Origin of the sequence: Microbacterium sp. CR_7 (genome assembly GCF_041954755.1) — a bacterium.
GTDB lineage: Bacteria > Actinomycetota > Actinomycetes > Actinomycetales > Microbacteriaceae > Microbacterium.
The window spans coordinates 315800-338017 of the sequence record NZ_JAVAYF010000004.1 but is presented as its reverse complement, the minus strand read 5'-3'; the positions used below and the strand labels follow the sequence as shown (position 1 = coordinate 338017).

23 protein-coding genes and 1 tRNA gene are annotated in these 22218 nt (G+C 70.2%); 11 read left to right on the top strand and 13 right to left on the bottom strand.

The features are described 5' to 3' along the window. From RAC81_RS10770 to RAC81_RS10755, 4 genes are all read left to right on the top strand, one after another. Positions 1 to 759, top strand: coding sequence for an alpha/beta fold hydrolase (locus RAC81_RS10770; protein WP_375082338.1), 759 nt, complete (start codon positions 1 to 3; stop codon positions 757 to 759). Next, complete coding sequence (locus RAC81_RS10765) at positions 756 to 1916, top strand: acyl-CoA dehydrogenase family protein (RefSeq protein ID WP_375082337.1); 1161 nt, start codon at positions 756 to 758, stop codon at positions 1914 to 1916. The genes RAC81_RS10770 and RAC81_RS10765 overlap by 4 nt, the downstream gene beginning before the upstream one ends. A gap of 86 nt (positions 1917 to 2002) precedes the next feature. Further along, positions 2003 to 2470: an Lrp/AsnC family transcriptional regulator gene (locus RAC81_RS10760; RefSeq protein ID WP_096713803.1), complete on the top strand. Its 468-nt coding sequence runs from the start codon at positions 2003 to 2005 to the stop codon at positions 2468 to 2470. Beyond that, positions 2467 to 3861 (top strand): aspartate aminotransferase family protein, encoded by a 1395-nt coding sequence (locus RAC81_RS10755; RefSeq protein ID WP_375082336.1) that lies wholly within the window; start codon positions 2467 to 2469, stop codon positions 3859 to 3861. The genes RAC81_RS10760 and RAC81_RS10755 overlap by 4 nt, the downstream gene beginning before the upstream one ends. A 10-nt stretch (positions 3862 to 3871) precedes the next feature. On the opposite strand, the gene RAC81_RS10750 is transcribed toward RAC81_RS10755, so the two are convergent. Next, positions 3872 to 5344, bottom strand: a complete 1473-nt coding sequence (locus RAC81_RS10750; protein ID WP_375082335.1) for a PucR family transcriptional regulator ligand-binding domain-containing protein — start codon at positions 5342 to 5344, stop codon at positions 3872 to 3874. 166 nt (positions 5345 to 5510) lie between these two features. Here RAC81_RS10750 and RAC81_RS10745 point away from each other — a divergent pair, with 166 nt between their 5' ends. Both RAC81_RS10745 and RAC81_RS10740 read left to right on the top strand, forming a co-directional pair. Then, the gene (locus RAC81_RS10745) at positions 5511 to 6995 is read left to right on the top strand and encodes a CoA-acylating methylmalonate-semialdehyde dehydrogenase (RefSeq protein ID WP_375082334.1); all 1485 of its coding nucleotides are present in this window, start codon (positions 5511 to 5513) and stop codon (positions 6993 to 6995) included. Positions 6996 to 7016: 21 nt separating this feature from the next. Beyond that, positions 7017 to 8405 carry an aspartate aminotransferase family protein gene (locus RAC81_RS10740; RefSeq protein ID WP_375082333.1) on the top strand — a complete coding sequence of 463 codons (1389 nt, stop codon included), beginning with the start codon at positions 7017 to 7019 and terminating at the stop codon, positions 8403 to 8405. Between the two features lie 116 nt (positions 8406 to 8521). Here the strand turns inward: RAC81_RS10740 and RAC81_RS10735 are convergent, their stop codons facing one another. Genes RAC81_RS10735 through RAC81_RS10715 form a run of 5 tightly spaced genes read right to left on the bottom strand, consistent with a single transcriptional unit; the run spans position 8522 to position 13550 of the window. After that, positions 8522 to 9250: a FadR/GntR family transcriptional regulator gene (locus tag RAC81_RS10735; protein ID WP_375082332.1), complete on the bottom strand. Its 729-nt coding sequence runs from the start codon at positions 9248 to 9250 to the stop codon at positions 8522 to 8524. Positions 9251 to 9283: 33 nt separating this feature from the next. Continuing rightward, a complete protein-coding gene (locus RAC81_RS10730; RefSeq protein ID WP_375082331.1) occupies positions 9284 to 10063 on the bottom strand; it encodes a 3-oxoacyl-ACP reductase in 780 nt (259 codons plus the stop codon). 43 nt (positions 10064 to 10106) lie between these two features. Beyond that, entirely contained in the window at positions 10107 to 11465 is a 1359-nt protein-coding gene (locus RAC81_RS10725; RefSeq protein ID WP_375082330.1) for an aldehyde dehydrogenase family protein, read from the bottom strand. Further along, complete coding sequence (locus tag RAC81_RS10720; protein WP_375082329.1) at positions 11462 to 12214, bottom strand: gamma-glutamyl-gamma-aminobutyrate hydrolase family protein; 753 nt, start codon at positions 12212 to 12214, stop codon at positions 11462 to 11464. Before RAC81_RS10720 ends, RAC81_RS10725 begins: the two co-directional genes overlap by 4 nt. Further along, positions 12195 to 13550 (bottom strand): glutamine synthetase family protein, encoded by a 1356-nt coding sequence (locus RAC81_RS10715; protein ID WP_375082328.1) that lies wholly within the window; start codon positions 13548 to 13550, stop codon positions 12195 to 12197. Before RAC81_RS10715 ends, RAC81_RS10720 begins: the two co-directional genes overlap by 20 nt. A gap of 158 nt (positions 13551 to 13708) precedes the next feature. On the opposite strand from RAC81_RS10715, the gene RAC81_RS10710 reads away from it, so the two are divergent. Continuing rightward, complete coding sequence (locus tag RAC81_RS10710) at positions 13709 to 15256, top strand: amino acid permease (RefSeq protein WP_375082327.1); 1548 nt, start codon at positions 13709 to 13711, stop codon at positions 15254 to 15256. Between the two features lie 21 nt (positions 15257 to 15277). Here RAC81_RS10710 and RAC81_RS10705 read toward each other — a convergent pair whose 3' ends face one another. Genes RAC81_RS10705 through RAC81_RS10695 form a run of 3 tightly spaced genes read right to left on the bottom strand, consistent with a single transcriptional unit; the run spans position 15278 to position 16270 of the window. Continuing rightward, positions 15278 to 15550, bottom strand: coding sequence for a metal-sensitive transcriptional regulator (locus RAC81_RS10705; RefSeq protein WP_096713861.1), 273 nt, complete (start codon positions 15548 to 15550; stop codon positions 15278 to 15280). A gap of 34 nt (positions 15551 to 15584) precedes the next feature. After that, on the bottom strand, positions 15585 to 15995 hold the full coding sequence (locus RAC81_RS10700; RefSeq protein WP_375082326.1) for a type II toxin-antitoxin system VapC family toxin: 411 nt from the start codon (positions 15993 to 15995) through the stop codon (positions 15585 to 15587). Beyond that, positions 15995 to 16270, bottom strand: coding sequence for a type II toxin-antitoxin system prevent-host-death family antitoxin (locus tag RAC81_RS10695; RefSeq protein ID WP_375082325.1), 276 nt, complete (start codon positions 16268 to 16270; stop codon positions 15995 to 15997). Before RAC81_RS10695 ends, RAC81_RS10700 begins: the two co-directional genes overlap by 1 nt. A gap of 129 nt (positions 16271 to 16399) precedes the next feature. Between RAC81_RS10695 and RAC81_RS10690 the strand changes: the two genes are divergently transcribed. Continuing rightward, entirely contained in the window at positions 16400 to 17677 is a 1278-nt protein-coding gene (locus RAC81_RS10690) for a DUF445 domain-containing protein (RefSeq protein ID WP_375082324.1), read from the top strand. Between the two features lie 10 nt (positions 17678 to 17687). Further along, positions 17688 to 18602, top strand: coding sequence for an arginase family protein (locus RAC81_RS10685; RefSeq protein ID WP_375082323.1), 915 nt, complete (start codon positions 17688 to 17690; stop codon positions 18600 to 18602). A 60-nt stretch (positions 18603 to 18662) separates the two neighbouring features. Here RAC81_RS10685 and RAC81_RS10680 read toward each other — a convergent pair. From RAC81_RS10680 to galU, 4 genes are all read right to left on the bottom strand, one after another. Then, positions 18663 to 18735: transfer RNA gene (locus tag RAC81_RS10680), tRNA-Ala, on the bottom strand. A gap of 51 nt (positions 18736 to 18786) precedes the next feature. Next, positions 18787 to 19656, bottom strand: coding sequence for a hypothetical protein (locus tag RAC81_RS10675; RefSeq protein ID WP_375082322.1), 870 nt, complete (start codon positions 19654 to 19656; stop codon positions 18787 to 18789). 81 nt (positions 19657 to 19737) lie between these two features. After that, positions 19738 to 20367, bottom strand: coding sequence for a GNAT family N-acetyltransferase (locus RAC81_RS10670; RefSeq protein ID WP_375082321.1), 630 nt, complete (start codon positions 20365 to 20367; stop codon positions 19738 to 19740). 28 nt (positions 20368 to 20395) lie between these two features. After that, on the bottom strand, positions 20396 to 21283 hold the full coding sequence (gene galU / locus RAC81_RS10665; protein ID WP_375082320.1) for a UTP--glucose-1-phosphate uridylyltransferase GalU: 888 nt from the start codon (positions 21281 to 21283) through the stop codon (positions 20396 to 20398). A gap of 40 nt (positions 21284 to 21323) precedes the next feature. Here galU and RAC81_RS10660 point away from each other — a divergent pair, with 40 nt between their 5' ends. After that, positions 21324 to 21920, top strand: coding sequence for a 5-formyltetrahydrofolate cyclo-ligase (locus RAC81_RS10660; protein WP_375082319.1), 597 nt, complete (start codon positions 21324 to 21326; stop codon positions 21918 to 21920). 15 nt (positions 21921 to 21935) lie between these two features. Then, positions 21936 to 22208, top strand: a complete 273-nt coding sequence (locus tag RAC81_RS10655) for an FmdB family zinc ribbon protein (protein ID WP_375082318.1) — start codon at positions 21936 to 21938, stop codon at positions 22206 to 22208. Positions 22209 to 22218: the final 10 nt, after the last annotated feature.

The following is a 22218-nucleotide window of genomic DNA, read 5'->3' as shown; positions in this document are numbered from 1 at the left end:
ATGGCCTCGCCGCTCACCCTCCCCCGCCTCTGCTGGGGCGATCCGTCGTCCGCCCGCCGCGTCCTGCTCGTGCACGGCCTCGGCTCTTCGGGAGCGCTGATGTGGCGTCTCGGCGACGCGCTGGCCGCAGCCGGATGGCACGCGACCGCGATCGACCTGCGCGGCCACGGCGACGCGCCCCGCGCCCTCGACTACTCGGTGCAGGCGTACGGCGCCGATCTCGTCTCGACCCTGCCCACGGGCGGCGGGCGATGGGATGCCGTGGTCGGCCACTCGCTCGGAGGAGCCGCGAGCACGGTCGCCGCGGCATCCTCTCCCTCATGGACCGCGCGACTCGTGCTGCTCGACCCGGCCATCCTCGTCGGCGGCCGCGATGCGGCGATCGTGCGCAAGAGCCAGGAGCGCGCATTCGCCGACAACCGGATCGAGCTCGTACGGCAGGAGCACCCGCACTGGCATCCGCAGGATTGGGAGCTCAAGGTCGACGCCGTGCACCGCACCAGCGCCTGGGCCGTCGAGCAGACCAGTGTGCAGAACACCCCGTGGGACGTCACGGCCGACGCCGCGCGCCTGACCGTGCCGACCCACGTGATCGGCTCCGACCCGGCCGTGTACAGCATCTTCACCGGTGAGGTCGCGCGGTCGGTGCTCGCCGCGAACCCCCTCATCACGATGTCGGTCGTCGAGGGCGCGGGGCATTCGCTCCACCGTGACAGGCCCGAGGAATCGATCCGTCAACTGAAGGAGGCACTCGCATGAGCGCATTCGACCCGTCGGTGTTCCTGCCCGACGACCTGCTCGACCGCATCCGGGAGCGCGCGCCGCTGCACGACCGCGACAACACCTTCCCCCAGCAGGACCTCGACGAGCTGCGCGAGGCGGGATACCTCTCGATCCTCGTGCCAGCCGAGCGGGGCGGCGCCGGCCTGGGGCTGGCCGAGGCCGCCGTCCTGCAGCAGCGCCTGGCCACGGCGGCACCGGCGACCGCTCTCGCGATCAACATGCACCTCGTCTGGACCGGCGTCGCGAAGGTCTTCAGCGACCGAGGCGTCCCCGGCCTGGAGTTCGTGCAGGACGGCGCCGTCGCCGGCGAGGTCTTCGCCTTCGGCATCAGCGAGGGCGGCAACGACCTCGTGCTCTTCGGCAGCGACACGGATGCCGTGCCCACGGGCGACGGCGGGTACGCGTTCACCGGCACCAAGATCTTCACCTCGCTCGCCCCAGTGTGGACGAGGCTGGGCCTGCACGGCCTCGACACCACGAGCGAGGACGCACCGAAGCTCGTCTTCGCGTTCGTCGAGCGCAGCGACGCGGTCGTCACGAGCGACGACTGGGACACCCTGGGCATGCGCGGCACGCAGAGCAGGACGACGCGTCTGGACGGAGCTATCGCGGATGCCGCGCACGTGGTGCGCCGCATCGACGCGGGACCGAGCCCCGATCCGATCGTGTTCGGCATCTTCTCGGTGTTCGAGATCCTCCTCGCCTCCGTCTACACCGGCATCGCCCGCCGCGCGCTCGACCTCGCGGTGCAGACCGCCAGGACGCGGCGGTCGAAGCGCACGGGCACCTCGTACAGCCAGGATCCCGACATCCGCTGGCGCGTCGCCGACATGGGTCTCGCCTACGACGCCCTGCCCCCGCAGATCGCCGCGCTCGCCCGCGACGTCGACGACCGAGCCGACCACGGCGCCCGCTGGTTCACCCTCCTCTCCGGACTCAAGCACCGCGCGATCACGACGGCGAAGCACGTCGTCGATCAGGCGATGCTCGTGGCCGGCGGCGGGTCCTACTTCTCCGCCAACGAGCTCTCGCGCCTGTACCGCGACGTGCTCGCCGGAGCCTTCCACCCCTCCGACCCCGAATCCGCGCACTCGACCGCGGCGACGGCCTGGCTCGGCCCCGTGGAGTCCTGACCTCCGACGGAGCGAATCCGCACTCCGTGCGACACGGATCTGCGGAATCGGTTGCCGAGAGTCGTTCTCGGTGCGAGGATCGCATCATGCCGTCCTCGAAGAAGCATCCCACCCTCGACGATGTGTCCAAGACGATCATCGAGCTGCTGCAGGAGGACGGGCGCCGCTCGTACTCCGACATCGGCCGCGCCGTCGGGCTGAGCGAAGCCGCCGTGCGTCAGCGCGTGCAGCGCCTCACGGAGGCCGGCGTCATGCAGATCGTCGCCGTGACCGACCCGATGCAGCTCGGCTTCCGCCGTCAGGCGATGATCGGCATCCGCGTCTCCGGCGACACCCGCGTCGTCGCCGAGGAGATCGCGGCGATCCAGGCCATCGACTACGTCGTGATCACGGTCGGCGCCTTCGACATCCTCGCCGAGGTCGTCTGCGAGGACGATGAGGACCTGCTCGCCCTGATCAACGACAGCATCCGTCCGATCGACGGCGTCCTGTCGACCGAGACCTTCATCTACGCCAAGCTGCAGAAGCAGCTCTACAACTGGGGGACCAGATGAGCACCACCCGCACCACCCCGTCCGAGCCCGAACTCCAGGCGATGGCGAAAGACCACCTCTGGATGCACTTCACCCGGCAGTCCACCATGGAGAAGTCGGGCGTGCCGATCATCGTCAAGGGCGAGGGGCACCGCATCTGGGACGCGAAGGGCAAGGAGTACATCGACGGGCTCGCCGGGCTGTTCGTGGTGAACGCCGGCCACGGTCGTCGCCGTCTCGCCGAGGCCGCGGCTGCCCAGGCATCCGAGCTCTCGTTCTTCCCGCTGTGGTCGTACGCGCACCCCGCCGCGATCGAGCTGGCCGATCGGCTGGCCGACGAGGCCCCCGGCGACCTCAACCGCGTGTTCTTCTCGACCGGCGGCGGCGAGGCCGTCGAGACGGCCTTCAAGCTCGCCAAGCACTACTGGAAGCTGCAGGGCAAGCCCGCCAAGCACAAGGTCATCTCGCGCGCCGTCGCCTATCACGGCACCCCGCAGGGAGCGCTCGCGATCACCGGCATCCCCGCCATGAAGGCGATGTTCGAGCCGGTGACGCCGGGCGGCTTCCGCGTGCCGAACACGAACTTCTACCGGGCGGCCGAGATGGGCGGCCCGAGCGACGACCTCGAGGCGTTCGGCCTCTGGGCCGCGAACCGCATCGAGGAGATGATCCTGTTCGAAGGCCCGGAGACCGTCGCGGCGGTCTTCCTCGAACCCGTGCAGAACTCCGGCGGATGCTTCCCACCGCCTCCCGGCTACTTCGCCCGCGTCCGCGAGATCTGCGACAAGTACGACGTGCTGCTCGTGTCGGACGAGGTCATCTGCGCGTTCGGCCGCCTCGGGCACACGTTCGCCTGCACCGGGCTCGGATACGTGCCCGACATGATCACCTGCGCGAAGGGCATGACCAGCGGCTACTCCCCGATCGGCGCGACGATCGTCAGCGATCGGATCTACGAGCCCTTCTCGCACGGCGACCTCTCGTTCCCGCACGGCTACACGTTCGGCGGACACCCCGTGTCGGCCGCGGTCGCGCTCGAGAACCTCGCGATCTTCGACGAGGAGGGCCTGAACGCGCACGTGCGCGAGAACTCGCCCCTGTTCCGCGCCGAGCTCGAGACGCTGCTCGATCTGCCGCTCGTCGGCGACGTCCGCGGCGACGGATACTTCTTCGGCATCGAGCTCGTGAAGGACAAGGCGACCAAGGAGACGTTCGACGACGACGAGTCCGAGCGACTGCTGCGCGGCTTCCTGTCCGGTGCGCTGTTCGACGCCGGCCTCTACTGCCGCGCCGACGACCGCGGCGACCCCGTCATCCAACTCGCACCGCCGCTCACGATCGGCCCCGCGGAGTTCCGCGAGATCGGTCAGATCCTGCGCGGTGTGCTGACGGAGGCCCAGGGCGTCCTCTAGCGCACCGGGATCAGCCCCGCGGCGCGGTGCGTCGACGGGCCAGCAGCGCGAGGTGCAGGGCTGCGAGAGTCTCTCCGTCGTCGAGGTCGGCGTCGAGCAGATCGCCGATGAGCGTGAGCCGCTGGTAGAACACCGACCGGGAGAGGTGGCTCGCCGCAGCGGCGGCCGAACGATTCCCCGGGTGGGCGAGCAGCGCTGCCAGTACGTCGAGCAGGTCGCCGCGTCGCTCCTCGTCGTAGCGGATCAGCGGCGACAGCATCCGCTCGCTGTGCTCGTGCAGGCGTCGATCGTCCCTCAGGGTCGCGACGAGCCGTTCGAGCGGCCGGTCCCCGACTCGCCGCACACGAGCACCGCCGCTGGACACCTCGCTGTCGGCGAGATCGCGGGCCGCGCGGAGGGACGCGAGCAGGCCGGGCACATCCTCGGCCATCGGCCCCACGAACACCGGACGGCCGGGACCGGCGATGCGCAGCAGGGTCGCGTCGTCGAGCTCTGCCGATGCCGGCGCCGACAGCAGCGCGACGTCGTGGTCGCCGGCGCGGGCCGCGACGACCGCGAGCCCCGCCTGCCTGGCACGGTAGGCGAGCCCCGCGATCGAGTCGGATCCCCCGACGACGATGCCGTGGCATCGCCGCCCCCTCAGCTCGAATCCCCCGGCCCCGAGCCGTGCGGCGATGTCGTCGGCATCCGCGAACCGGGCTCCGAGCAGATCGTCGATCACGCTGCGCTGGGCGAGCAGCGACCACTCGACATCTCCCCCGTCGGCGAGGCAGCCGAACGCGAGCGCCGTCGCCCCCTGCTCGAGCACCGTGAGCCGACCGGCCGCCGGCTCGGGGCCGGGGAGCGCGAGCAGCGTGCCCCACCGGGTGCCCCGCGCCTGCACCGGCACGCGGTCAGCCCCCTCTCGAGCATCGAGGGCCTCCGCCACCCCCCGCCCGAGGTACTCTCCCGCGATCAGCTCGCCGGCGAGATTCTCGAGCATCACTGAGGCCCCGATCGCCCGCGCGGTCTCGGCGACCACGACGTCGGCCGGTGCGCCCTGCAGGCTCAGCCCCGTGAAGAGCTCGTGCAGGTGCCGTCGCTCCTCCAGTGCGGCCGTCTGCGCGGCGATGAGCGCGTGGTGCACGGCCTCGGTGACCGTGACGAACTTCACCTCCCGGGTGAGCGCGACGAGTGCGAGGCCCTCCCTCGCGCATACGTCGACGACCGCCCCGGGGACGTCAGTGTGCCGTTCGCCGAGTTCGAGGACGATCCCGGCGAGGCCGACCTCGTGCAGGCGCACGGCGAACTCGCGCAGCATCCGGTCGTCGTCCGGCCAGGCGGCCCCCGTCGTGAGCAGCAACTCTCCTCCGTCGAGCAGGCGCGCGACCCCCGTGCTGTCGGAGACGTGCACCCAGCGCACCGCAGCCTCCAGCGCTGCACCGCCGACGATCACCTCGGGCACCCCGCGCTGCACCGCAGGACTGTTCAGCACATCGGCCACGGTGAGGAATCCCCTGCCCGCCGGACGCTCTGTCCGATTCTCGGGAAAGTCATGACGTTCTGTCACCGGTATCGCCCGCCGATCTCTGTGAGCATGGATGAGACACAGCGTAACGGGAACCGGTCAGAGTGTCCGATCTACCCGCGCACGAGCATCGAGGAGCAGCGTGGACATCGTCCGTCACGTCATCAACGGAGCAGAGACCGCGGAAGCGGCGCGATCGGGCGAGGTCTTCGACCCCGCCACGGGGCAGGTGACCAAGCGCGTCGCGTTCGCCTCGACGGCCGAGGTCGAGCAGGCGATCGCCGCGGCGGCCGCCGCGCTTCCCGCGTGGCGCGAGACGAGCGTGATCAAGCGCGCCGACGTGTTCTTCCGCCTGCGTCAGCTGCTCAAGGAGCGCACCCCCGAGCTCGCCGCGATCGTCACGTCCGAGCACGGCAAGGTGCTCTCGGATGCCGCGGGCGAGGTGTCGCGCGGCATCGAGAACGTCGAGTTCGCGGCCGGCCTCGTGCACCTGCTCAAGGGCGAGCGCAGCGAGCAGGTCGCTCGGGGCGTCGACGTGCACTCCGTGAAGCAGCCGGTGGGCGTCGTCGCCGCCATCACCCCCTTCAACTTCCCCGTCATGGTTCCGCTGTGGATGGTCGCCTCGGCCATCGCGTGCGGCAACACGGTCGTGCTCAAGCCGAGCGAGAAGGACCCGTCGGCAGCCGTGTGGCTGGCCGAGCTCTTCCAGGAGGCGGGCCTTCCCGACGGCGTGCTCAACGTCGTGCACGGCGACAAGGAGGCCGTCGACGCCCTGCTCGGCTCGCCCCGCGTGAACGCCGTCAGCTTCGTCGGCTCCACGCCCATCGCCCGCTCGATCTACCAGCGCGCCTCGGCGAACGGCAAGCGTGTCCAGGCCCTCGGCGGCGCGAAGAACCACATGGTCGTGATGCCGGATGCCGACATCGACGCCGCCGCCGACGCCGCGGTCTCCGCCGCGTACGGCTCTGCCGGCGAGCGCTGCATGGCCGTGTCGGTGCTCGTCGCCGTCGGAGACGTGGCCGACGACCTCGTCGCGGCGATCGCCTCACGCATCGAGGGCCTCACGATCGGCGCCGGCACCGACGAGGCGAGCGAGATGGGACCGCTCATCACCCGCGAGCACCGAGACCGCGTCGCCTCGTACGTGACCGGCGCCGCCGCCGAGGGCGCCACCGTCGTCGTCGACGGCACCGAGAAGCAGTTCGACTCCGACGGCTTCTTCATCGGCGTGAGCCTGCTCGACCACGTCGCCCCCGGCATGAAGGCCTACGACGACGAGATCTTCGGCCCGGTCCTCGGAGTGGTCCGCGTCGAGAGCTACGCCGAGGCCGTCGAGCTCGTCAATGCGAACGCCTACGGCAACGGCACGGCGATCTTCACGCGCGACGGCGGCACGGCCCGCCAGTACGAGTTCGACATCGAGGTCGGCATGGTCGGAGTGAACGTGCCGATCCCCGTGCCGATCGGCGCCTACTCGTTCGGCGGCTGGAAGGACTCGCTGTTCGGGGACTCGCACATCTACGGACCCGAGTCGGTGCACTTCTACACGCGGTCGAAGGTCGTCACGACCCGCTGGCCCGACCACACCCCCTCGCAGATCGACCTCGGCTTCCCGAGCAATCACTGACCGGCGCACGGAGAGAAGACCATGACTGCTTTCACCGACCGCCACGGCGCGTCCCATGAGCTGCCGGCCCCCGACGCCGAGGCGCAGGTGCGTGCCGACGATCGCGGGCACGTGTTCCACTCCTGGAGCGCCCAGGGTCTCATCGACCCGCTCCCCGTCGCCGCCGGCGAAGGGTCGACGTTCTGGGACTACGCCGGAAACGCCTACCTCGACTTCTCCAGCCAGCTGGTGAACCTGAACCTCGGGCACCAGCATCCGGATCTCGTCGCGGCGATCCAGCAGCAGGCCGGGCGTCTCGCGACGATCCAGCCCGCGATGGCGAACGACGTGCGGGGCGAGCTCGCGCGCCTCATCGTCGAGGTCGCGCCCGAGGGCTTCCAAAAGGTGTTCTTCACCAACGGCGGCGCCGAGGCGAACGAGTACGCGGTGCGGATGGCGCGGCAGACGACCGGACGCCGCAAGGTCCTGTCGATGTACCGCAGCTACCACGGCTCCACGTCGACCGCGATCTCGCTCACGGGCGACCCGCGCCGCTGGGCGAACGACACGGTCGACTCGGGCTCCGTCCGGTTCTTCGGTCCGTATCTGTACCGCTCCCCCTTCCACTCCGAGACCCTCGAGCAGGAGTCGGAGCGCGCCCTCGCGCACCTCGAGCAGACGATCCAGCTCGAAGGCCCGAGCACCATCGCGGCGATCATCATCGAGACCGTCGTCGGCACGAACGGCGTACTCGTACCGCCGCCCGGATATCTGCAGGGCGTCCGCGAGCTGTGCGACCGCTATGGCATCGTGTACATCGCCGACGAGGTCATGGTCGGCTTCGGACGCCTCGGCGAGTGGTTCGGCATCGACGCCTTCGACGCGCAGCCCGACCTCATCACCTTCGCGAAGGGTGTGAACTCCGGCTACGTCCCGCTCGGCGGCGTCGTGATCTCGGAGCGCATCGCGAAGGCGTTCGATACGACGCCGTTCGCCGGCGGACTCACCTACTCGGGGCACCCGCTGGCGTGCGCCGCCGGGGTGGCGACGTTCGAGGTGTTCCGTCGCGACGGCATCCTGGAACGAGTGCGGGACCTCGGCGAGCGCATCGTCGAGCCGACTCTGCGCTCGTGGGTCGACACCCACCCGAGCGTGGGCGAGGTCAGGGGTCTCGGACTGTTCTGGGCCGTCGAGCTCGTGCGCGACAAGGAGACGCGCGAGCCGCTCGTGCCCTTCAACGCGGCGGGAACGGATGCCGCGCCCATGACCGCCTTCGCGGCGGCGGCGAAGAAGGCGGGGGTCTGGCCGTTCACGCACTTCAACCGCATGCACGTCGCGCCGCCGCTCGTCATCACCGAGGAGGAGCTCGTCCGCGGCCTCGCCGTGCTCGACGACGCGCTCTCGGTCGCCGACGAGCACGCCGCGGGCTAGACGAGGCGCCGGCGTCCTCGGCCACGAGACCGCTACTTCGGTCGGCACCTCTTGCCGTAATTCGCCCGGGATTGCGGCAAGAGGTGCCAACCGAACGGGACTGAGCACGCGGCGGGCTAGACCAGGAATCCGCGCAGCAGCGCTTCGGAGCCGGCGAGGTGGTCGTTCATGGCCGCCTCGGCGGCATCCGGCCGGCCCGCGAGGATCGCCGAGACGATGCGCTCGTGCTGCTCGCCCGAGTGCTGGATGTTGCGCGGCAGCAGCGGGAACGTGTCCAGCCAGACGTTCACCGACGCCCGGTTCTCGGCGACGAGCGCCACGAGCGACGGGATGCCCGCGGCCTCGGCGATCGCGAGGTGCAGCAGCGTGTCCAGGCGGCGGTACTCCTCGGGCCCCGCGGGCAGCGCCGCCTCATGCCGGGCCCAGAGGTCGGCACGAACGCCGGCGTCGAGCGAGCGCCCCGCGGCGGCCCGGGCTGCGCCCGTCTCGAGCACCCGTCGGAGGCCCAGGACGTCATCGATCTCGGCGGGCGTCACGGCGCCGGCATCCGAGGGGTGCGGCAGCGGGTCCGCGACGAAGGTGCCGCCGTACCGGCCGCGCTTGGGCACGAGGTAGCCGGTGTCGGCGAGCTCCCTGATCGCGTCGCGCACGGTGTCGCGGCTGACGCCGAAGGATGCCGCGAGTTCCCGCTCCGGGGGCAGCGACTCCCCCGGGGCGACCACGCCGAGCCGAATGGTCTGCACGAGCCGCGACACCGCGTCCTCGAGGGCGTTCCCCCGTCGCAGCGGGCGGTACACCGCTCGCCTGACCTCGACGAGGTCGCCGTCGGAGACGCGGTCGCTCATGGTCTCACCCTGTCACAGCGCGATGGGCCGAGCTCACAGCGGGGTGACGTAGGCGTTGGTGATGCCGCCGTCGACCACGAACGCGCTGGCCGTGATGAACGAGGAATCGTCGGAGGCGAGGAAGGCGACTGCGGCCGCGAGCTCCTCCGGCTCGGCGAAGCGCCCCATCGGCACGTGCACGAGACGACGCTGCGCGCGCTCGGGGTCCTTCGCGAAGAGCTCCTGCAGCAGCGGCGTGTTCACCGGGCCGGGGCACAGTGCGTTCACCCGCACGCCCTGCCTGGCGAACTGCACGCCCAGCTCGCGCGACATCGCGAGCACTCCGCCCTTCGAGGCCGTGTAGCTGATCTGCGAGGTCGCCGACCCGAGCAGGGCCACGAACGACGCGGTGTTGATGATCGATCCGCGCCCCGCCGGCACCATGTGCCGCAGCGCCGCGCGGCTGCAGAGGTAGACGCTCTTGAGGTTCACGTCCTGCACCCGGTCCCAGGCCGCCAGCTCGGTGGTCTCGATCGAGTCGTCGTCGGCGGGCGAGATGCCCGCGTTGTTGAAGGCGATGTCGATGCGGCCGAACTCCTCGGCGACGCCGTCGAACAGCGCGTTCACCTTCGCCTCGTCGGCGACGTCGACGGGGCGGAAGGCTCCGCCCACCTCGGCGGCGGCCTTCTCACCGGTGGCGGGGTCGACGTCGGCGATGACGACGAACGCGCCCTCGGCGGCGAAGCGGCGTGCGGTGGCGAACCCGATGCCGCTGGCCCCTCCGGTGATGATGGCGACGCGGTCCTTGAGACGCTGGGTCAGGTCGATGGTCATTGCTCTCTCCGTTGCTGGGATGGATCGGGGGCGGATGCCGTGTTCAGTCGTCGGTCGCGAAGAACACGTTCTTCGTCTCGGTGAAGTGCTCGGCCGCGTCGGGGCCGAGTTCGCGGCCGAGACCCGAGGCCTTCATGCCGCCGAACGGGGTGGCGTACCGCACGGACGAGTGCGAGTTCACCGACAGCACTCCGCTCTGCACGCCGCGCGAGACGCGCACGGCCCGCCCGAGGTTCTGCGTCCAGAGCGAGCCGGCGAGCCCGTAGATCGTGTCGTTCGCGAGGCGGATCGCGTCCGCTTCGTCGTCGAACGGCAGCACCGCGACGACAGGCCCGAAGACCTCCTGCTGGGCGATCCGGTCGCCGGGGTCGGCGAGCACGACGGCCGGCGCGAACCAGAACCCGTCGCCCTGCGGGGCGCTGCCGCGGAACGCGATGTCGGCTCCGTCGAGGAACGACGCCACGGTGTCGCGGTGGCCGGCGGAGATCAGCGGGCCCATGTCGGTCTCGGCGCTCGACGGGTCGCCCACTCGCCAGGCGGCGACGGCCGGTTCGAGCAGTTCCAGGAAGCGGTCGTACACCGAGCGCTGCACGAGCAGCCGGCTGCGCGCGCAGCAGTCCTGCCCGGCGTTGTCGAACACGGATCCGGGCACGGCGGCGGCGGCCTTCTCGAGGTCGGCGTCATCGAACACGATGTTCGCGCTCTTGCCGCCGAGCTCCAGGGTGACCGGCTTGAGCGCCCGCGCGCATCCGGCCGCGACCTCGATGCCCACCTCGGTCGACCCGGTGAAGACGACCTTGCGCACGTCGGGGTGCTCGACGAGCCGCTGTCCGACGACCGACCCCGAGCCCGTCACGACCTCGAAGAGCCCCTCGGGCAGGCCGGACTCGAGCGCGAGCTGCCCGAGGCGGATCGCGGTCAGCGGGGTCAGCTCGGCGGGCTTCAGCACGACGGCGTTGCCGGCGGCGAGCGCTGGCGCGAACGCCCAGGCGGCGATCGTCATCGGGAAGTTCCACGGGACGATCACGCCGACCACGCCGTACGGGTCGTGGAAGGTGACGTCGAGGCCCCCAGCCACCGGAATCTGTCGTCCGGACAGCCGCTCGGGGTCGGCGGAGTAGTAGTTGAGCACCTGCGCGACGTGCGCGGCCTCCCAGCGGGCCGACCCGATGGGGTGCCCGGAGTTGCGCACCTCCAGCTGAGCGAGCTCCTCGACGGCGCCCTCGACGGCCCGCGCGAAGGAGCGCAGTGCGTCAGCCCGCGCGACGGGGGCGAGCGCGGCCCAGCGGCGCTGCGCAACGACGGCGCGCGCGATCGCGGCATCCGTCTCCCCCACATCGGCGCGCGGCACCTCGCGGATGGCGGAGCCGGTCGAGGGGTCGATCACGGTGAAGGCGCTCATCGCGCGCTCTCCTTCCTGCGCGCGGCGAACGCGCGCGCTTGCGAGACGAGGTCGGCGAAGAGACGCCGGTCCTCGGCGTTCTCCTCCGGGTGCCATTGCACACCGACGACATGGCCGCCGTCGGTGTCGACGAACGCCTGCACGAGGCCGTCGTCGGAGTGCGCGGCCGCGACGAGACCCTCGCCGAGCCGGTCGATGCCCTGGTGGTGATAGCTGTGCACGCGCACGCCGCTCTCGCGGATGATGTCGGCGAAGGGCGTGTCCTCCGCGACCTCGACCTCGTTCTCGGCGTACACACCGCCGCCGATGCGGTACTTCTCGGTACCCAGCGACTCGGGCAGGTGCTGCTGCAGCGTGCCTCCGCGGGCGACGTTCACGAGCTGCAGCCCGCGGCAGATCGCGAGGACGGGGATGCGGCGGCGCTCCGCCGCCCGGAACAGGGCCAGCTCCCACGCGTCGCGGTCGACCCGTGCCGGGTCGGTGAGCGGATGCCGCTCCTCGCCGTACAGCTCGGGAGCCACGTCCGCCCCGCCGGAGAGGACGAGGCCGTCCATTCCAGCGATCGCCGCGTCCGCGGCATCCGGGTCCTGAGGAGGGAGGAGCAGCGCGATGCCGCCCGAGTCGGTCACTCCGGTGAGGTACTGCTCGGGCAGGAACGCGGCCCTCACGTCCCACACGCCCTGCTGCGCGCGCTCCAGGTAGGTCGTGACGCCGATCAGGGGCGCCGGGTCAGAGTCGTTCGAAACCACGGATGCGCTCCCAGTCGGTGACGGCGGCGTCGTAGGCCTCGAGCTCGATGCGCGCCTGGTTCAGGTAGTGCTCGACGACGTCGTCGCCGAACGCCTCGCGGGCGATGGTCGATTCGCGGAACAGCTGCGCGGCCTCGCGGAGCGTGGTCGGCAGGTGGTCGACGGCGTCCTCGTAGGCGTTTCCGGTGAAGCGGTCGGGCAGGGGCAGCTCGTTCTCGACGCCGTAGAGGCCGCCGGCGATGATCGCCGAGATGCCCAGGTACGGGTTCACGTCGCCACCGGGGACGCGGTTCTCGACGCGCAGCGCCGATCCCTGCCCGACGACGCGCAGCGCGCAGGTGCGGTTGTCGATGCCCCAGGCGACTCCGGTCGGGGCGAAGCTGCCCTTCGCGAAGCGCTTGTACGAGTTGATGTTCGGCGCGTAGAGCAGGGTGAACTCGCGCAGCGTGGCGAGGATGCCGGCGATCCAGTGCTCCATGACCGGGCTGAAGCCGTGCTCGCCGTCGCCCGCCATCACCGGGGCGCCTGACCCGTCGCGCAGCGAGAGGTGGATGTGGCAGCTGTTGCCCTCGCGCTCGTTGAACTTCGCCATGAAGGTGATCGCCTGGCCGTGGTTGCCGGCGATCTCCTTGGCGCCGTTCTTGTAGATCGCATGCTGGTCGGCAGTCTCGCGCACCTCGGCGTAGCGGAACGCGATCTCCTGCTGTCCGAAGTTGCACTCGCCCTTCACGCCCTCGCAGTACATGCCCGCCCCGTCCATGCTGTTGCGGATGTCGCGCAGCAGCGGCTCCATGCGCGTCGAGGCGAGCAGGTTGTAGTCGACGTTGTAGTCGGTGGCGGGGGTGAGTCCCTCGTACTTGCGGGCCCAGGCGTCGCGGTAGGTGTTCTCGAACACGATGAACTCGAGCTCGGTGCCGGAGTAGGCGGTCCAGCCGCGCTCGGCGAGCCGGTCGCGCTGCCGGTCGAGGATGGCACGGGGCGATGGTCCGACGGGCTCTCCGTTCTGCCAGACCAGGTCGGCCATCACGAGCGCGGTGCCCTCGAGCCAGGGGATGCGGCGCAGCGTCTCGGCGTCCGGTCGCAGCACCATGTCGCCGTAACCGCGGTCCCACCCCGACATCGCATAGCCGTCGACCGTGTTCATGTCGACGTCGACCGAGAGGAGGTAGTCGCAGGCCTCGGCGCCGTGGTGCAGGATGTCCTCCTGAAACAGCCGCGCCGACACGCGCTTGCCGACGAGCCTGCCCTGCGCGTCCGCGAAGGCGACGATCACCGTGTCGATCTCACCGGCGGCGATGCCGGCGTCCAGCTGGTCGATGCTCAGATTGCCCGACATCCCACGCTCCGTTCTCCTGCGGTGAAGCGATCGGCCGATCGGCTTCGCCCTCAGAGTAGATGACCTCGTCGTTTAAAGGTAGACGAAACCACCATTGACTGTCACAATCATCCGCAAGGCGCACACCCGGTGCCTGCACGCGAGCGAGCGGAGAGCGGATGTCTGGTCAGAGCAGTGAGTCCCGCAAGGTCGCCGGGGCGACCTATACCCGGGCGGGGAGCGAATACTTCGAGAAGCGGACCCTCAAGCGATCCGCCGGCGTCTGGGGGCTGTGGGGCCTCGCGGTCGCCGCCGTCATCTCGGGCGACTTCTCGGGGTGGAACTTCGGCATCGACTTCGCCGGCTTCGGCGGGATGCTGATCGCCTTCGTGATCCTCGTGATCATGTACTACGGCATGATCTTCTCGATCGGCGAGATGGCAGCTGCGATGCCGCACACCGGCGGCGCCTACTCGTTCGCCCGGTCCGCCATGGGCCCCTGGGGCGGCCTGGTCACAGGGGCAGCCGAGACCATCGAGTACGTCGCCACCACGGCGGTGATCGTCTACTTCTCGGCGTCGTATGCGAACGGCATCACGAGCGAGCTGCTCGGCCTCGTCCTGCCGGGGTGGGTCTGGTACCTCATCCTCTACGTCGTGTTCATCGCTCTGAACTCCGCGGGCGCCGCGATCTCCTTCAGGTTCGCGATCGTCGTCTCGGTGATCTCGATCGGCATCATCCTCGTCTTCTCGGCGATGGCCCTGCTCTCGGGGGCCTTCAGCTGGGACGCGCTGTGGGACATCGTGCCCGACGAGGGGCAGTCGACGTTCCTGCCGCACGGCGTGCTGCCGATCCTCTTCGCCCTCCCGTTCGCGATGTGGTTCTTCCTCGGGATCGAAGAGCTCCCTCTGGCCGCCGAGGAGTCGCACAACCCGACTCGCGACATCCCCAAGGCGGGCTTCTGGGCCCGCGGCACGCTCATCGTCACCGGACTGCTGGTGCTGTTCCTCAACACGGGCGTCATCGGCGCCGAGGCGACCGGGACGGCCGGTGAACCGCTGCTCGACGGGTTCCGCGCGATCGTCGGCGACCAGCTCGCCGCCGTGCTCGCCCTGTTCGCCCTGATCGGCCTGCTCGCCTCGCTGCAGGGCATCATGTTCGCGTACGGACGCAACATGTACTCGCTCTCGCGTGCGGGCTACTACCCGCGCTTCCTCTCGCTCACCGGCAAGCGTCAGACCCCGTGGGTCGCGCTCGTCGTCGGCGCGGCGATCGGCTTCGTCGCCCTCATCGTGCTCGACGTGCTGGCCGCGCTCGACGCGGAGGGCGCCGGAACCGTCGCCGGAGCGATCGTGCTGAACATCGCCGTGTGGGGCGCGGTGCTCGCCTACGCGCTGCAGCTGATCTCGTTCATGATCCTGCGCCGCAAGTACCCGAACGTCGACCGCCCGTACCGCAGCCCGTGGGGTGTGCCCGGTGCGGCGATCGCGCTGGTGATCGCGGCGCTGATCTTCCTCGGGTTCCTGCTCAACCCGACCTTCGGCCCCGCGATCATCGCCATCGCGATCGTGTACGTGGTGATCCTGCTGGGCTTCGGCCTCTTCTTCCGGCACCGTCTCGTGCTCTCCCCCGAGGAGGAGTACGCGCTGTCCGGCGGCTCGCACGGCGATCCGCAGGCCGAGGGCTACGACGCGATGGAGGGCGAGGTGTTCGGCGGGGGCCGCTAGATCGAGGGGGCGCCGGGGCCGTCACTTGCTGCTGAAGTCGAACGCCTTCAGCAGCTCGTCGACGGCCTTGTCGCGCTCGTCGCCGCCCTCCTCGAACATGTGCGTCACGTGCGTGCGCAGGTGGTTCTCCAGCAGCAGGCGGTTGAGCGATTCGAGCGACCGCTGGATCGCCCTGGACTGCGTGATGATGTCCATGCAGTAGTCCTCGTTCTCGATCATCCGCGCGACGCCGCGCATCTGACCCTCCAGGATGCTGGTGCGGTGCAGGGCGCGCTTCTTGATGTCTTCGATCACGCTTCGAGCGTACGCGCCCCGGCGGCCGCCGCGCTCAGTCCTCGAAGGGGTTCAGCACCGGCAGACCGGGGACGTCGAAGTCCCGCGTGTTGCGTGTGACGAGCGTCAGGCCGTGGTGCAGGGCGGTCGCGGCGATCAGCGCGTCCCCCAGCTGGCGCCGGTCCGGCACCTGGATGGACGCGCAGATCCGGCCGATCTCCGAGGTGACGGGGAGCAGACGGCTCTGATATCCCCGTCGTGCGCGAGCGAGCCAGAGATCCAGGCGAGCGGCCTGCCGCGGGTCGCGGTGTCGCAGACCGGCCGCGCCCAGTTCCAGTTCGTAGTCCGTCACGACGCTGACGTGCCACTCGTCCTCCGCGAGCGCATCCAGCCAGCGGAGAACCGCCGGATGGCCGCGTTCCGCTCGCCGGGTCTCCGAGATCACGTTGGTGTCGAGGAGATACATCAGTCGAACTCGATGGGAGGGCGGTCAGGCGTGTTCGCCCGGATGTCGGCGAGAACCCGATCGAACACGTCGTCGTCCACGCTCACACCGGACGGGGGCGACAGCATCGCGAGCGCCGATCGCTGATCCCTCGGCGCTGCCGCCGCGAGACGCTGGTACTCGTCGATCGAGAGCAGCACGTACGCGGGCTCGCCCCGCTTCGTGATCAGGACGGGCTGCTCGTCGGCGACGCGCTGCGCACGAGCGACGGACTGGTTGAACTCTCTCGCTGTCATGCGCAACACGGTGCACCTCGATCCTGGCTGTAGTGATGGTACTACACAGGTCTTCCGGTGTCTCAGGGGCGAGACGTCCGATGCGACGACGACCGTCTCGCAGGGGTCGACGCGTGAAAGGATGACGTCATGCCGCGAACACCGATGGCGCTGCTCTCTCCCGCCGACCAGGAACGACGCCTCGCGCTGCGTCGGATGAAGGCCGTCGCGCTCGGCGCGCTGATCTTCATGGCCGTGCTCTTCGTGATCGCGTTCTGGCTGCAGGATCGTCAGCCGTGGCTCGCGTACGTGCGCGCAGCGGCCGAGGGTGGGATGGTCGGCGCGCTCGCTGACTGGTTCGCCGTGACGGCGCTGTTCCGACGCCCGCTCGGGCTCCCCATCCCGCACACCGCGATCATCCCGAGCCGCAAGGACGAGATCGGCCGAACGCTCGGAGAGTTCGTGGAGACGAACTTCCTCGAGGGATCGGTGGTGCGCGCCAAGCTGTCGACGACGGCGATCTCGCAGCGGGCCGGCGAATGGCTGCGGGAGCCGCAGCACGCCGAGCGCGTCGGCACGGAAGGCGCCACGATCGCCACCGCCGTGCTGAACGCGCTGAGCGACGACGACGTGCGGGACCTCATCACCGACCTCGCCCGCGAGCACCTCGTCTCCCCGGAATGGGGGCCGCCCGCCGGCCAGTGGCTGGAGAAGATCGTCGAGGCGGACGCTCATCATGGAGCCGTGGATCTCGCCGTCGACACGGTCGGCCGCTGGCTCGACGCGAACGCGACCTCGTTCTCGGGACTCATCTCGCGGCGCCTCCCCGGCTGGGTCCCGAAGCTCGCCCACCGCTTCGTGGACGACACCGCCTACAACGAGGCCGTGAAGTTCGTGCGCGCCGTGCGCGACGACCCGAAGCACCCCGCCCGCATCGCGATCGACGGCTACCTGGCCCGGCTCGCCGAAAATCTGCAGAACGACCCGGCGACGCGCGAGAAGCTCGAGAACGCCAAGGCCTCGCTCTTCGACAGCCCCCGCGTCGGCGCGCTGGCCGCCGAGGCGTGGAACACGGCGAAGAACGGACTCCTCGCCGCACTCGCCGATCCCGAGAGCGGTCTTCGCCGACGCGCGGTGCAGGCGCTGCAGGAGGTCGGCGAGAGGCTGGCGACGGATGCCGCGCTGCAGCGCCGCGTCGACACCTGGGTCTCCGACGCGGCCGTGTTCCTGGTCGACCGCTACCGGCACGACATCGCGTCGATCATCACCGACACGGTCGAGCGCTGGGACCCCGCCGAGACGACCGAGAAGATCGAGCTGATGGTCGGTCGCGATCTGCAGTACATCCGCCTCAACGGCACGGTCGTCGGCGCCCTCGCGGGCCTGGCGATCTTCTCGATCGCACACGCGCTCATCCCGGGCGCCTGACAGGAGCATCATGGCCCTCTCGCACGACCCCCTCTGGCCGCGCGCCGGCTCGTGGCCCGCCGTCGACGGAGAGGCGGATGCCGTGCTCCTCGGCGTCCCGACCTGGCGCACCTCGCTCTCGCCGACCGGCGCCCACGCGACACCGGCGGCGATCCGCGAGGCCCTCCCCCGCTACGGCGCGACCGTGCTCGGTCCGCCCGTCGTCGATCTGGACGAGGCGCTCCGCATCAGGGACGCCGGCGACATCGCCGATCCGGACGGCGACGACGGCGAGGCGGAGGCCATCAGCCGTGTGCGGGAGCTCTCCGAGGTCGCCCGTCTCGTGATCGCCCTCGGTGGCGACAACTCCCTCACCTACCCGGTCGCACTCGGTTCCCGGGCGACGGGACTCATCACGTTCGACGCGCACTTCGATCTGCGCGACGGCGTCTCGAACGGCTCACCCGTCCGCCGTCTCGTCGAAGACACCCCGGCGAGCGCGACGATCGCGACCGAACGCGTCGATCCGACCCGCATCGTGCAGATCGGGATCGCCGACTTCGCGAACTCCGCCGCGTACGCGCGGCGCGCCGCGGACTGGGGCATCCGCGTCATCACCCTCGACGACGTGCGCCGTCGGGGCGCAGCCGATGTGGTTGCCGAGGCGCTCGAGATCGCGGGATCCGGCGACGCACCCCGTGTCCACCTCGACATCGACGTCGACGTCTGCGATCGCTCCGTCGCCCCCGGGTGCCCGGCGAGCGTGCCGGGCGGGCTGGCCGCCTGGGAACTGCGGTCCCTCACGAGGGCCGTGGCCGCCGACAGCCGGGTCGTGAGCGCGGACCTTGCAGAGGTCGACGCGACGACCGACGCCGACGATGCCCGCACCGTTCGGCTCGCTGCGCTCTGCGTGCTCGAACTGCTGGCAGGTCTCGCCGCACGCTGAGCGCAGCGAGCCTCGGGAACGACGAAGGTCCCCCGGGCTGACCGGGGGACCTTCTCACGGTGGACCTAAGGGGATTCGAACCCCTGACCTCCTCGATGCGAACGAGGCGCGCTACCAACTGCGCCATAGGCCCGTGAACCTTGACTACGTTATCACGCTCGACGAGGTGGCTGCGTCCACGGGGTCACCCCGCGGCCCTCTTCGCGAGGAGCTCCCGCACGTGCGCCTCGATCTCCGCATCGTCGACGAAGCCCATCCGTGCGTACGGCGACGCCGCGGCGGGCGCCGGCTCGCTCTGAGGTGCGGGCAGGCGAACCGGGGCCTGGGGTGCCATGCGCTCCGCGCGTTCGCGCAGCTCCGCCAGGCGGGCGGCCTTGCGACGCTCCTCCTGAGCATCCATCTCCGCCCGAGCCGTCTGGGCACGGGAACCCGCGACCGACACGAGCGGCTCGGGAAGCTGACGGGGAGTCCAGGTCGCGCGCCCCTGGTCGTGGAGGGGCGGCGACACCCGCTCACGCACCGTCTGCTCCTCGTGCACCGTTCGGCGGACAGCACGGCCGGCGACCGAGGCCATGCGCTGCAGGAGAACGGCGCCGATCACGACAGCAGCGCCGCCCACCCACAGCAGGAGCTGCGCCTGAGCGACGATGAACTGCCAGACCCCGACACCGGTGACGACGACGCCGAGAAGCACGAGAGACGAGGAGGCGATGCGCACCCGCCGACGCGCGCGGGCCTGTCTCACGACGGGGTCGGCCTTGGCGGCGGCGAGCTGCTCGCGGAGCACGGCGAGCTCCGCCGCCTCCTTCTCCGACTGCAGCCGCTTGGCGAGCTTCTGCTGGGCGAGTGCGGTGCGCGCGTTCAGTTCGAGGCGCACCTCCCCCGGCGTCTCGCTGGTCTCGGCCAGCACTCGGAGAGCCTGATTCAGCCGGACGGCGTTCCGTTCGGCCGCGTCGTACTGGAAGCGTCCGCGCCACGAGGGAAGCAGATAGAGCAGCCACAGGAGCACGGCGACGAGCACGATCACTCCTCCGCTCAGCACCGGCCCGTCCATGTCGACAACGGTACGGGAACACCGTCCGCGCGCGGGGTCAGTCCGGGCGCGTGTCGCGAGCGGATTCGCTGTGATCCCGCCTCAGATCGAGAGGCGGTCCGACGGCGGCACGTCGGCTGCGTGCACCGGCACCTGCCCGCTCAGCCATCGCGCGAGCACCCCCTGCGGCACGTCCTCCCGGGTGAGGGCGAAAGCGTAGTGATCGCGCCAGTCCCCGTCGATGTGGATGTACCGGCGCCGCAGCCCTTCGTAGCGGAAACCCAGCTTCTGCACGACGCGCAGGCTCGCGGCGTTCTCCGGACGGATGCAGATCTCCATACGATGCAGCCCGTACTCGGTGAAGCAGGCGTCGGTCGCCAGCGCGACGGCCGTCGGCGTGACCCCCCGCCCGGCGAAGCGCTCGCTGACCCAGTAACCGATCGTCGCCGAGCACAGCGACCCGCGGGCGACGCCCCACACGTTGAGCTGACCCGCGATCTCTCCCTCGTACTCCATGACGAACGGATAACCTCCGCCGTCGCGGTACTGCTGGAGGAGGCGACGGATGCTGAGGCGCATGTCGAACGACACAGCGCCATGGGGCACGGTGGCCTCCCACGGCTGCAACCAGGCGCGGTTCGACAGCAGCTCGTGCTGCAGCGATCGAGCGTCACGCGACCGCACCAGGCGCAGTTCGACCGGACCGTGTCGCATCCCCGTCGACTGATCCATCAGAATGCCCCCGACGCCCACGTCGCGCCTAGAGGCGTTCCGCGAAGTCCTTCAGCCAGGGGCGCAGCTCGGGACCGAGGTCTTCACGGTCGGAGGCGAGCTGGACGATGGCCTTGATGTAGTCGACGCGGTCGCCTGTGTCGTAGCGCCGGCCGCGGAAGATCACGCCGGCGACTCCCGGACCGTCGGGGTCCGTCGCGAGTTCCTGCAGCGCGTCGGTCAGCTGGATCTCGCCTCCCTTGCCCGGCTCCGTCCGCTCGAGCACATCGAACACGGATGCCGGGAGCACGTAGCGCCCGATGATGGCGAGGTTCGACGGGGCGTCCTCCTGAGCGGGCTTCTCGACGAGACCGGTGACGCGCACGGCATCCGATCCGTCGAGCTCCTCGACGGCGGCGGCGCCGTACATGTGGATGCTGGAGGGGTCGACCTCCATGAGCGCGACGATCGCCGCCCCCGTGCGCTCGTGCTCGGCGATCATCTCGGTCAGCAGGGGATCGCGCTCGTCCATGAGGTCGTCGCCGAGCAGGACCGCGAACGAGCTGTCTCCGACGTGAGTGCGGGCGCGGAGCACGGCGTGGCCGAGCCCCTTGGGCTCACCCTGGCGGACGAAGTGGATGTCGGCGAGGTCGCTCGACTTCATGACGCGCTCGAGGCGCCCGGTGTCGCCCTTCTCCATGAGCTTCACCTCGAGTTCGGGGACCGAGTCGAAGTGGTTCGAGATGGCGTTCTTGTTGCGCCCGATGATCACCAGGATGTCGTCGATGCCCGCGTTGGCCGCCTCCTCGACGACGTACTGGATCGCAGGCTTGTCGACGACCGGCAGCATCTCCTTCGGCATCGCCTTCGTCGCCGGCAGGAATCGCGTTCCCAGTCCGGCTGCGGGAATCACGGCTTTCATCTTCTGGTGGCCCATCCCCTCAGCCTAGCGGGCGCGCCGCCGTAGACTCTGAGTCATGGCGAACGACGTCGAGCACGAGAAGCGCGCGCTCCGCGCGGAACTCCGCGAGCGGCGGCAGCTGCTGAGCGATGCGCAGCGCGAGAGCGCCGCATCCGCCATCGCCGAACGATTGGACGACCTGATCGCCGAACTCGGCGCAGCATCCATCTCCTGCTTCCTGTCGACCACGACCGAACCGGGGACGAGGGACTTCGTGAAAGCGGCCGTGCGCCGCGGCATCCGCGTGCTGCTCCCCGTGACCCGCGCGGACGGACTCCTCGACTGGGCCGTCGCGAACGACGACGACGAGATCTCCGAGGGGCTGTACGGACTGCCCGAGCCCACCGGCGAGGTCCTCGGGCCGATCGCCGTGAACGACGTCGACCTCATGATCATCCCCGCAGCGGCCGTCGACCGTACCGGCATGCGCATGGGGTGGGGTCGCGGCTACTTCGACAAGACGATCGGCTCGATGGAGAAGTGCCCGCCCGTCTACGCCGTGATCTATGATTCCGAGGTGCTCGACTCCCTGCCGAGCGAGGTGCACGACCAGCCGGTGAACGGTGTCGTGACACCGACCCGGACTCTTCTCCTGTCGCCCACGCGACGCTGACCGACGAGGACCCCCATGCCCACCTACGCCTATGCCTGCCGCTCCTGCGGCCACGCCTTCGACGCCGTCCAGAGCTTCTCGGACGACGCCCTGACGGTCTGCCCCGAATGCGGAGGCGAGCTGCGCAAGCAGTACGGATCGATCGGAGTGACCTTCAACGGATCCGGCTTCTATCGGACCGACTCGCGGGGCGGCTCTGGAGCGAAGAAGGATGCTTCGGCATCATCGAAGTCTGAGTCGTCATCGAGCACGACCGCGGCGCCCGCTGCGGCACCGACCTCCTCCTGACGCACGACCG

Bases quoted from the DNA above. Each gene is read 5' to 3' on its own strand.
- RAC81_RS10770 (WP_375082338.1), top strand. From the start codon at position 1: ATGGCCTCGCCGCTCACCCTCCCCCGCCTCTGCTGGGGCGATCCGTCG.
- RAC81_RS10765 (WP_375082337.1), top strand. From the start codon at position 756: ATGAGCGCATTCGACCCGTCGGTGTTCCTGCCCGACGACCTGCTCGAC.
- RAC81_RS10760 (WP_096713803.1), top strand. From the start codon at position 2,003: ATGCCGTCCTCGAAGAAGCATCCCACCCTCGACGATGTGTCCAAGACG.
- RAC81_RS10755 (WP_375082336.1), top strand. From the start codon at position 2,467: ATGAGCACCACCCGCACCACCCCGTCCGAGCCCGAACTCCAGGCGATG.
- RAC81_RS10740 (WP_375082333.1), top strand. From the start codon at position 7,017: ATGACTGCTTTCACCGACCGCCACGGCGCGTCCCATGAGCTGCCGGCC.
- RAC81_RS10735 (WP_375082332.1), bottom strand. From the start codon at position 9,250: ATGAGCGACCGCGTCTCCGACGGCGACCTCGTCGAGGTCAGGCGAGCG.
- RAC81_RS10730 (WP_375082331.1), bottom strand. From the start codon at position 10,063: ATGACCATCGACCTGACCCAGCGTCTCAAGGACCGCGTCGCCATCATC.
- RAC81_RS10725 (WP_375082330.1), bottom strand. From the start codon at position 11,465: ATGAGCGCCTTCACCGTGATCGACCCCTCGACCGGCTCCGCCATCCGC.
- RAC81_RS10715 (WP_375082328.1), bottom strand. From the start codon at position 13,550: ATGTCGGGCAATCTGAGCATCGACCAGCTGGACGCCGGCATCGCCGCC.
- RAC81_RS10710 (WP_375082327.1), top strand. From the start codon at position 13,709: ATGTCTGGTCAGAGCAGTGAGTCCCGCAAGGTCGCCGGGGCGACCTAT.
- RAC81_RS10700 (WP_375082326.1), bottom strand. From the start codon at position 15,995: ATGTATCTCCTCGACACCAACGTGATCTCGGAGACCCGGCGAGCGGAA.
- RAC81_RS10695 (WP_375082325.1), bottom strand. From the start codon at position 16,270: ATGACAGCGAGAGAGTTCAACCAGTCCGTCGCTCGTGCGCAGCGCGTC.
- RAC81_RS10690 (WP_375082324.1), top strand. From the start codon at position 16,400: ATGCCGCGAACACCGATGGCGCTGCTCTCTCCCGCCGACCAGGAACGA.
- RAC81_RS10685 (WP_375082323.1), top strand. From the start codon at position 17,688: ATGGCCCTCTCGCACGACCCCCTCTGGCCGCGCGCCGGCTCGTGGCCC.
- RAC81_RS10675 (WP_375082322.1), bottom strand. From the start codon at position 19,656: ATGGACGGGCCGGTGCTGAGCGGAGGAGTGATCGTGCTCGTCGCCGTG.
- RAC81_RS10670 (WP_375082321.1), bottom strand. From the start codon at position 20,367: ATGGATCAGTCGACGGGGATGCGACACGGTCCGGTCGAACTGCGCCTG.
- galU (WP_375082320.1), bottom strand. From the start codon at position 21,283: ATGGGCCACCAGAAGATGAAAGCCGTGATTCCCGCAGCCGGACTGGGA.
- RAC81_RS10660 (WP_375082319.1), top strand. From the start codon at position 21,324: ATGGCGAACGACGTCGAGCACGAGAAGCGCGCGCTCCGCGCGGAACTC.
- RAC81_RS10655 (WP_375082318.1), top strand. From the start codon at position 21,936: ATGCCCACCTACGCCTATGCCTGCCGCTCCTGCGGCCACGCCTTCGAC.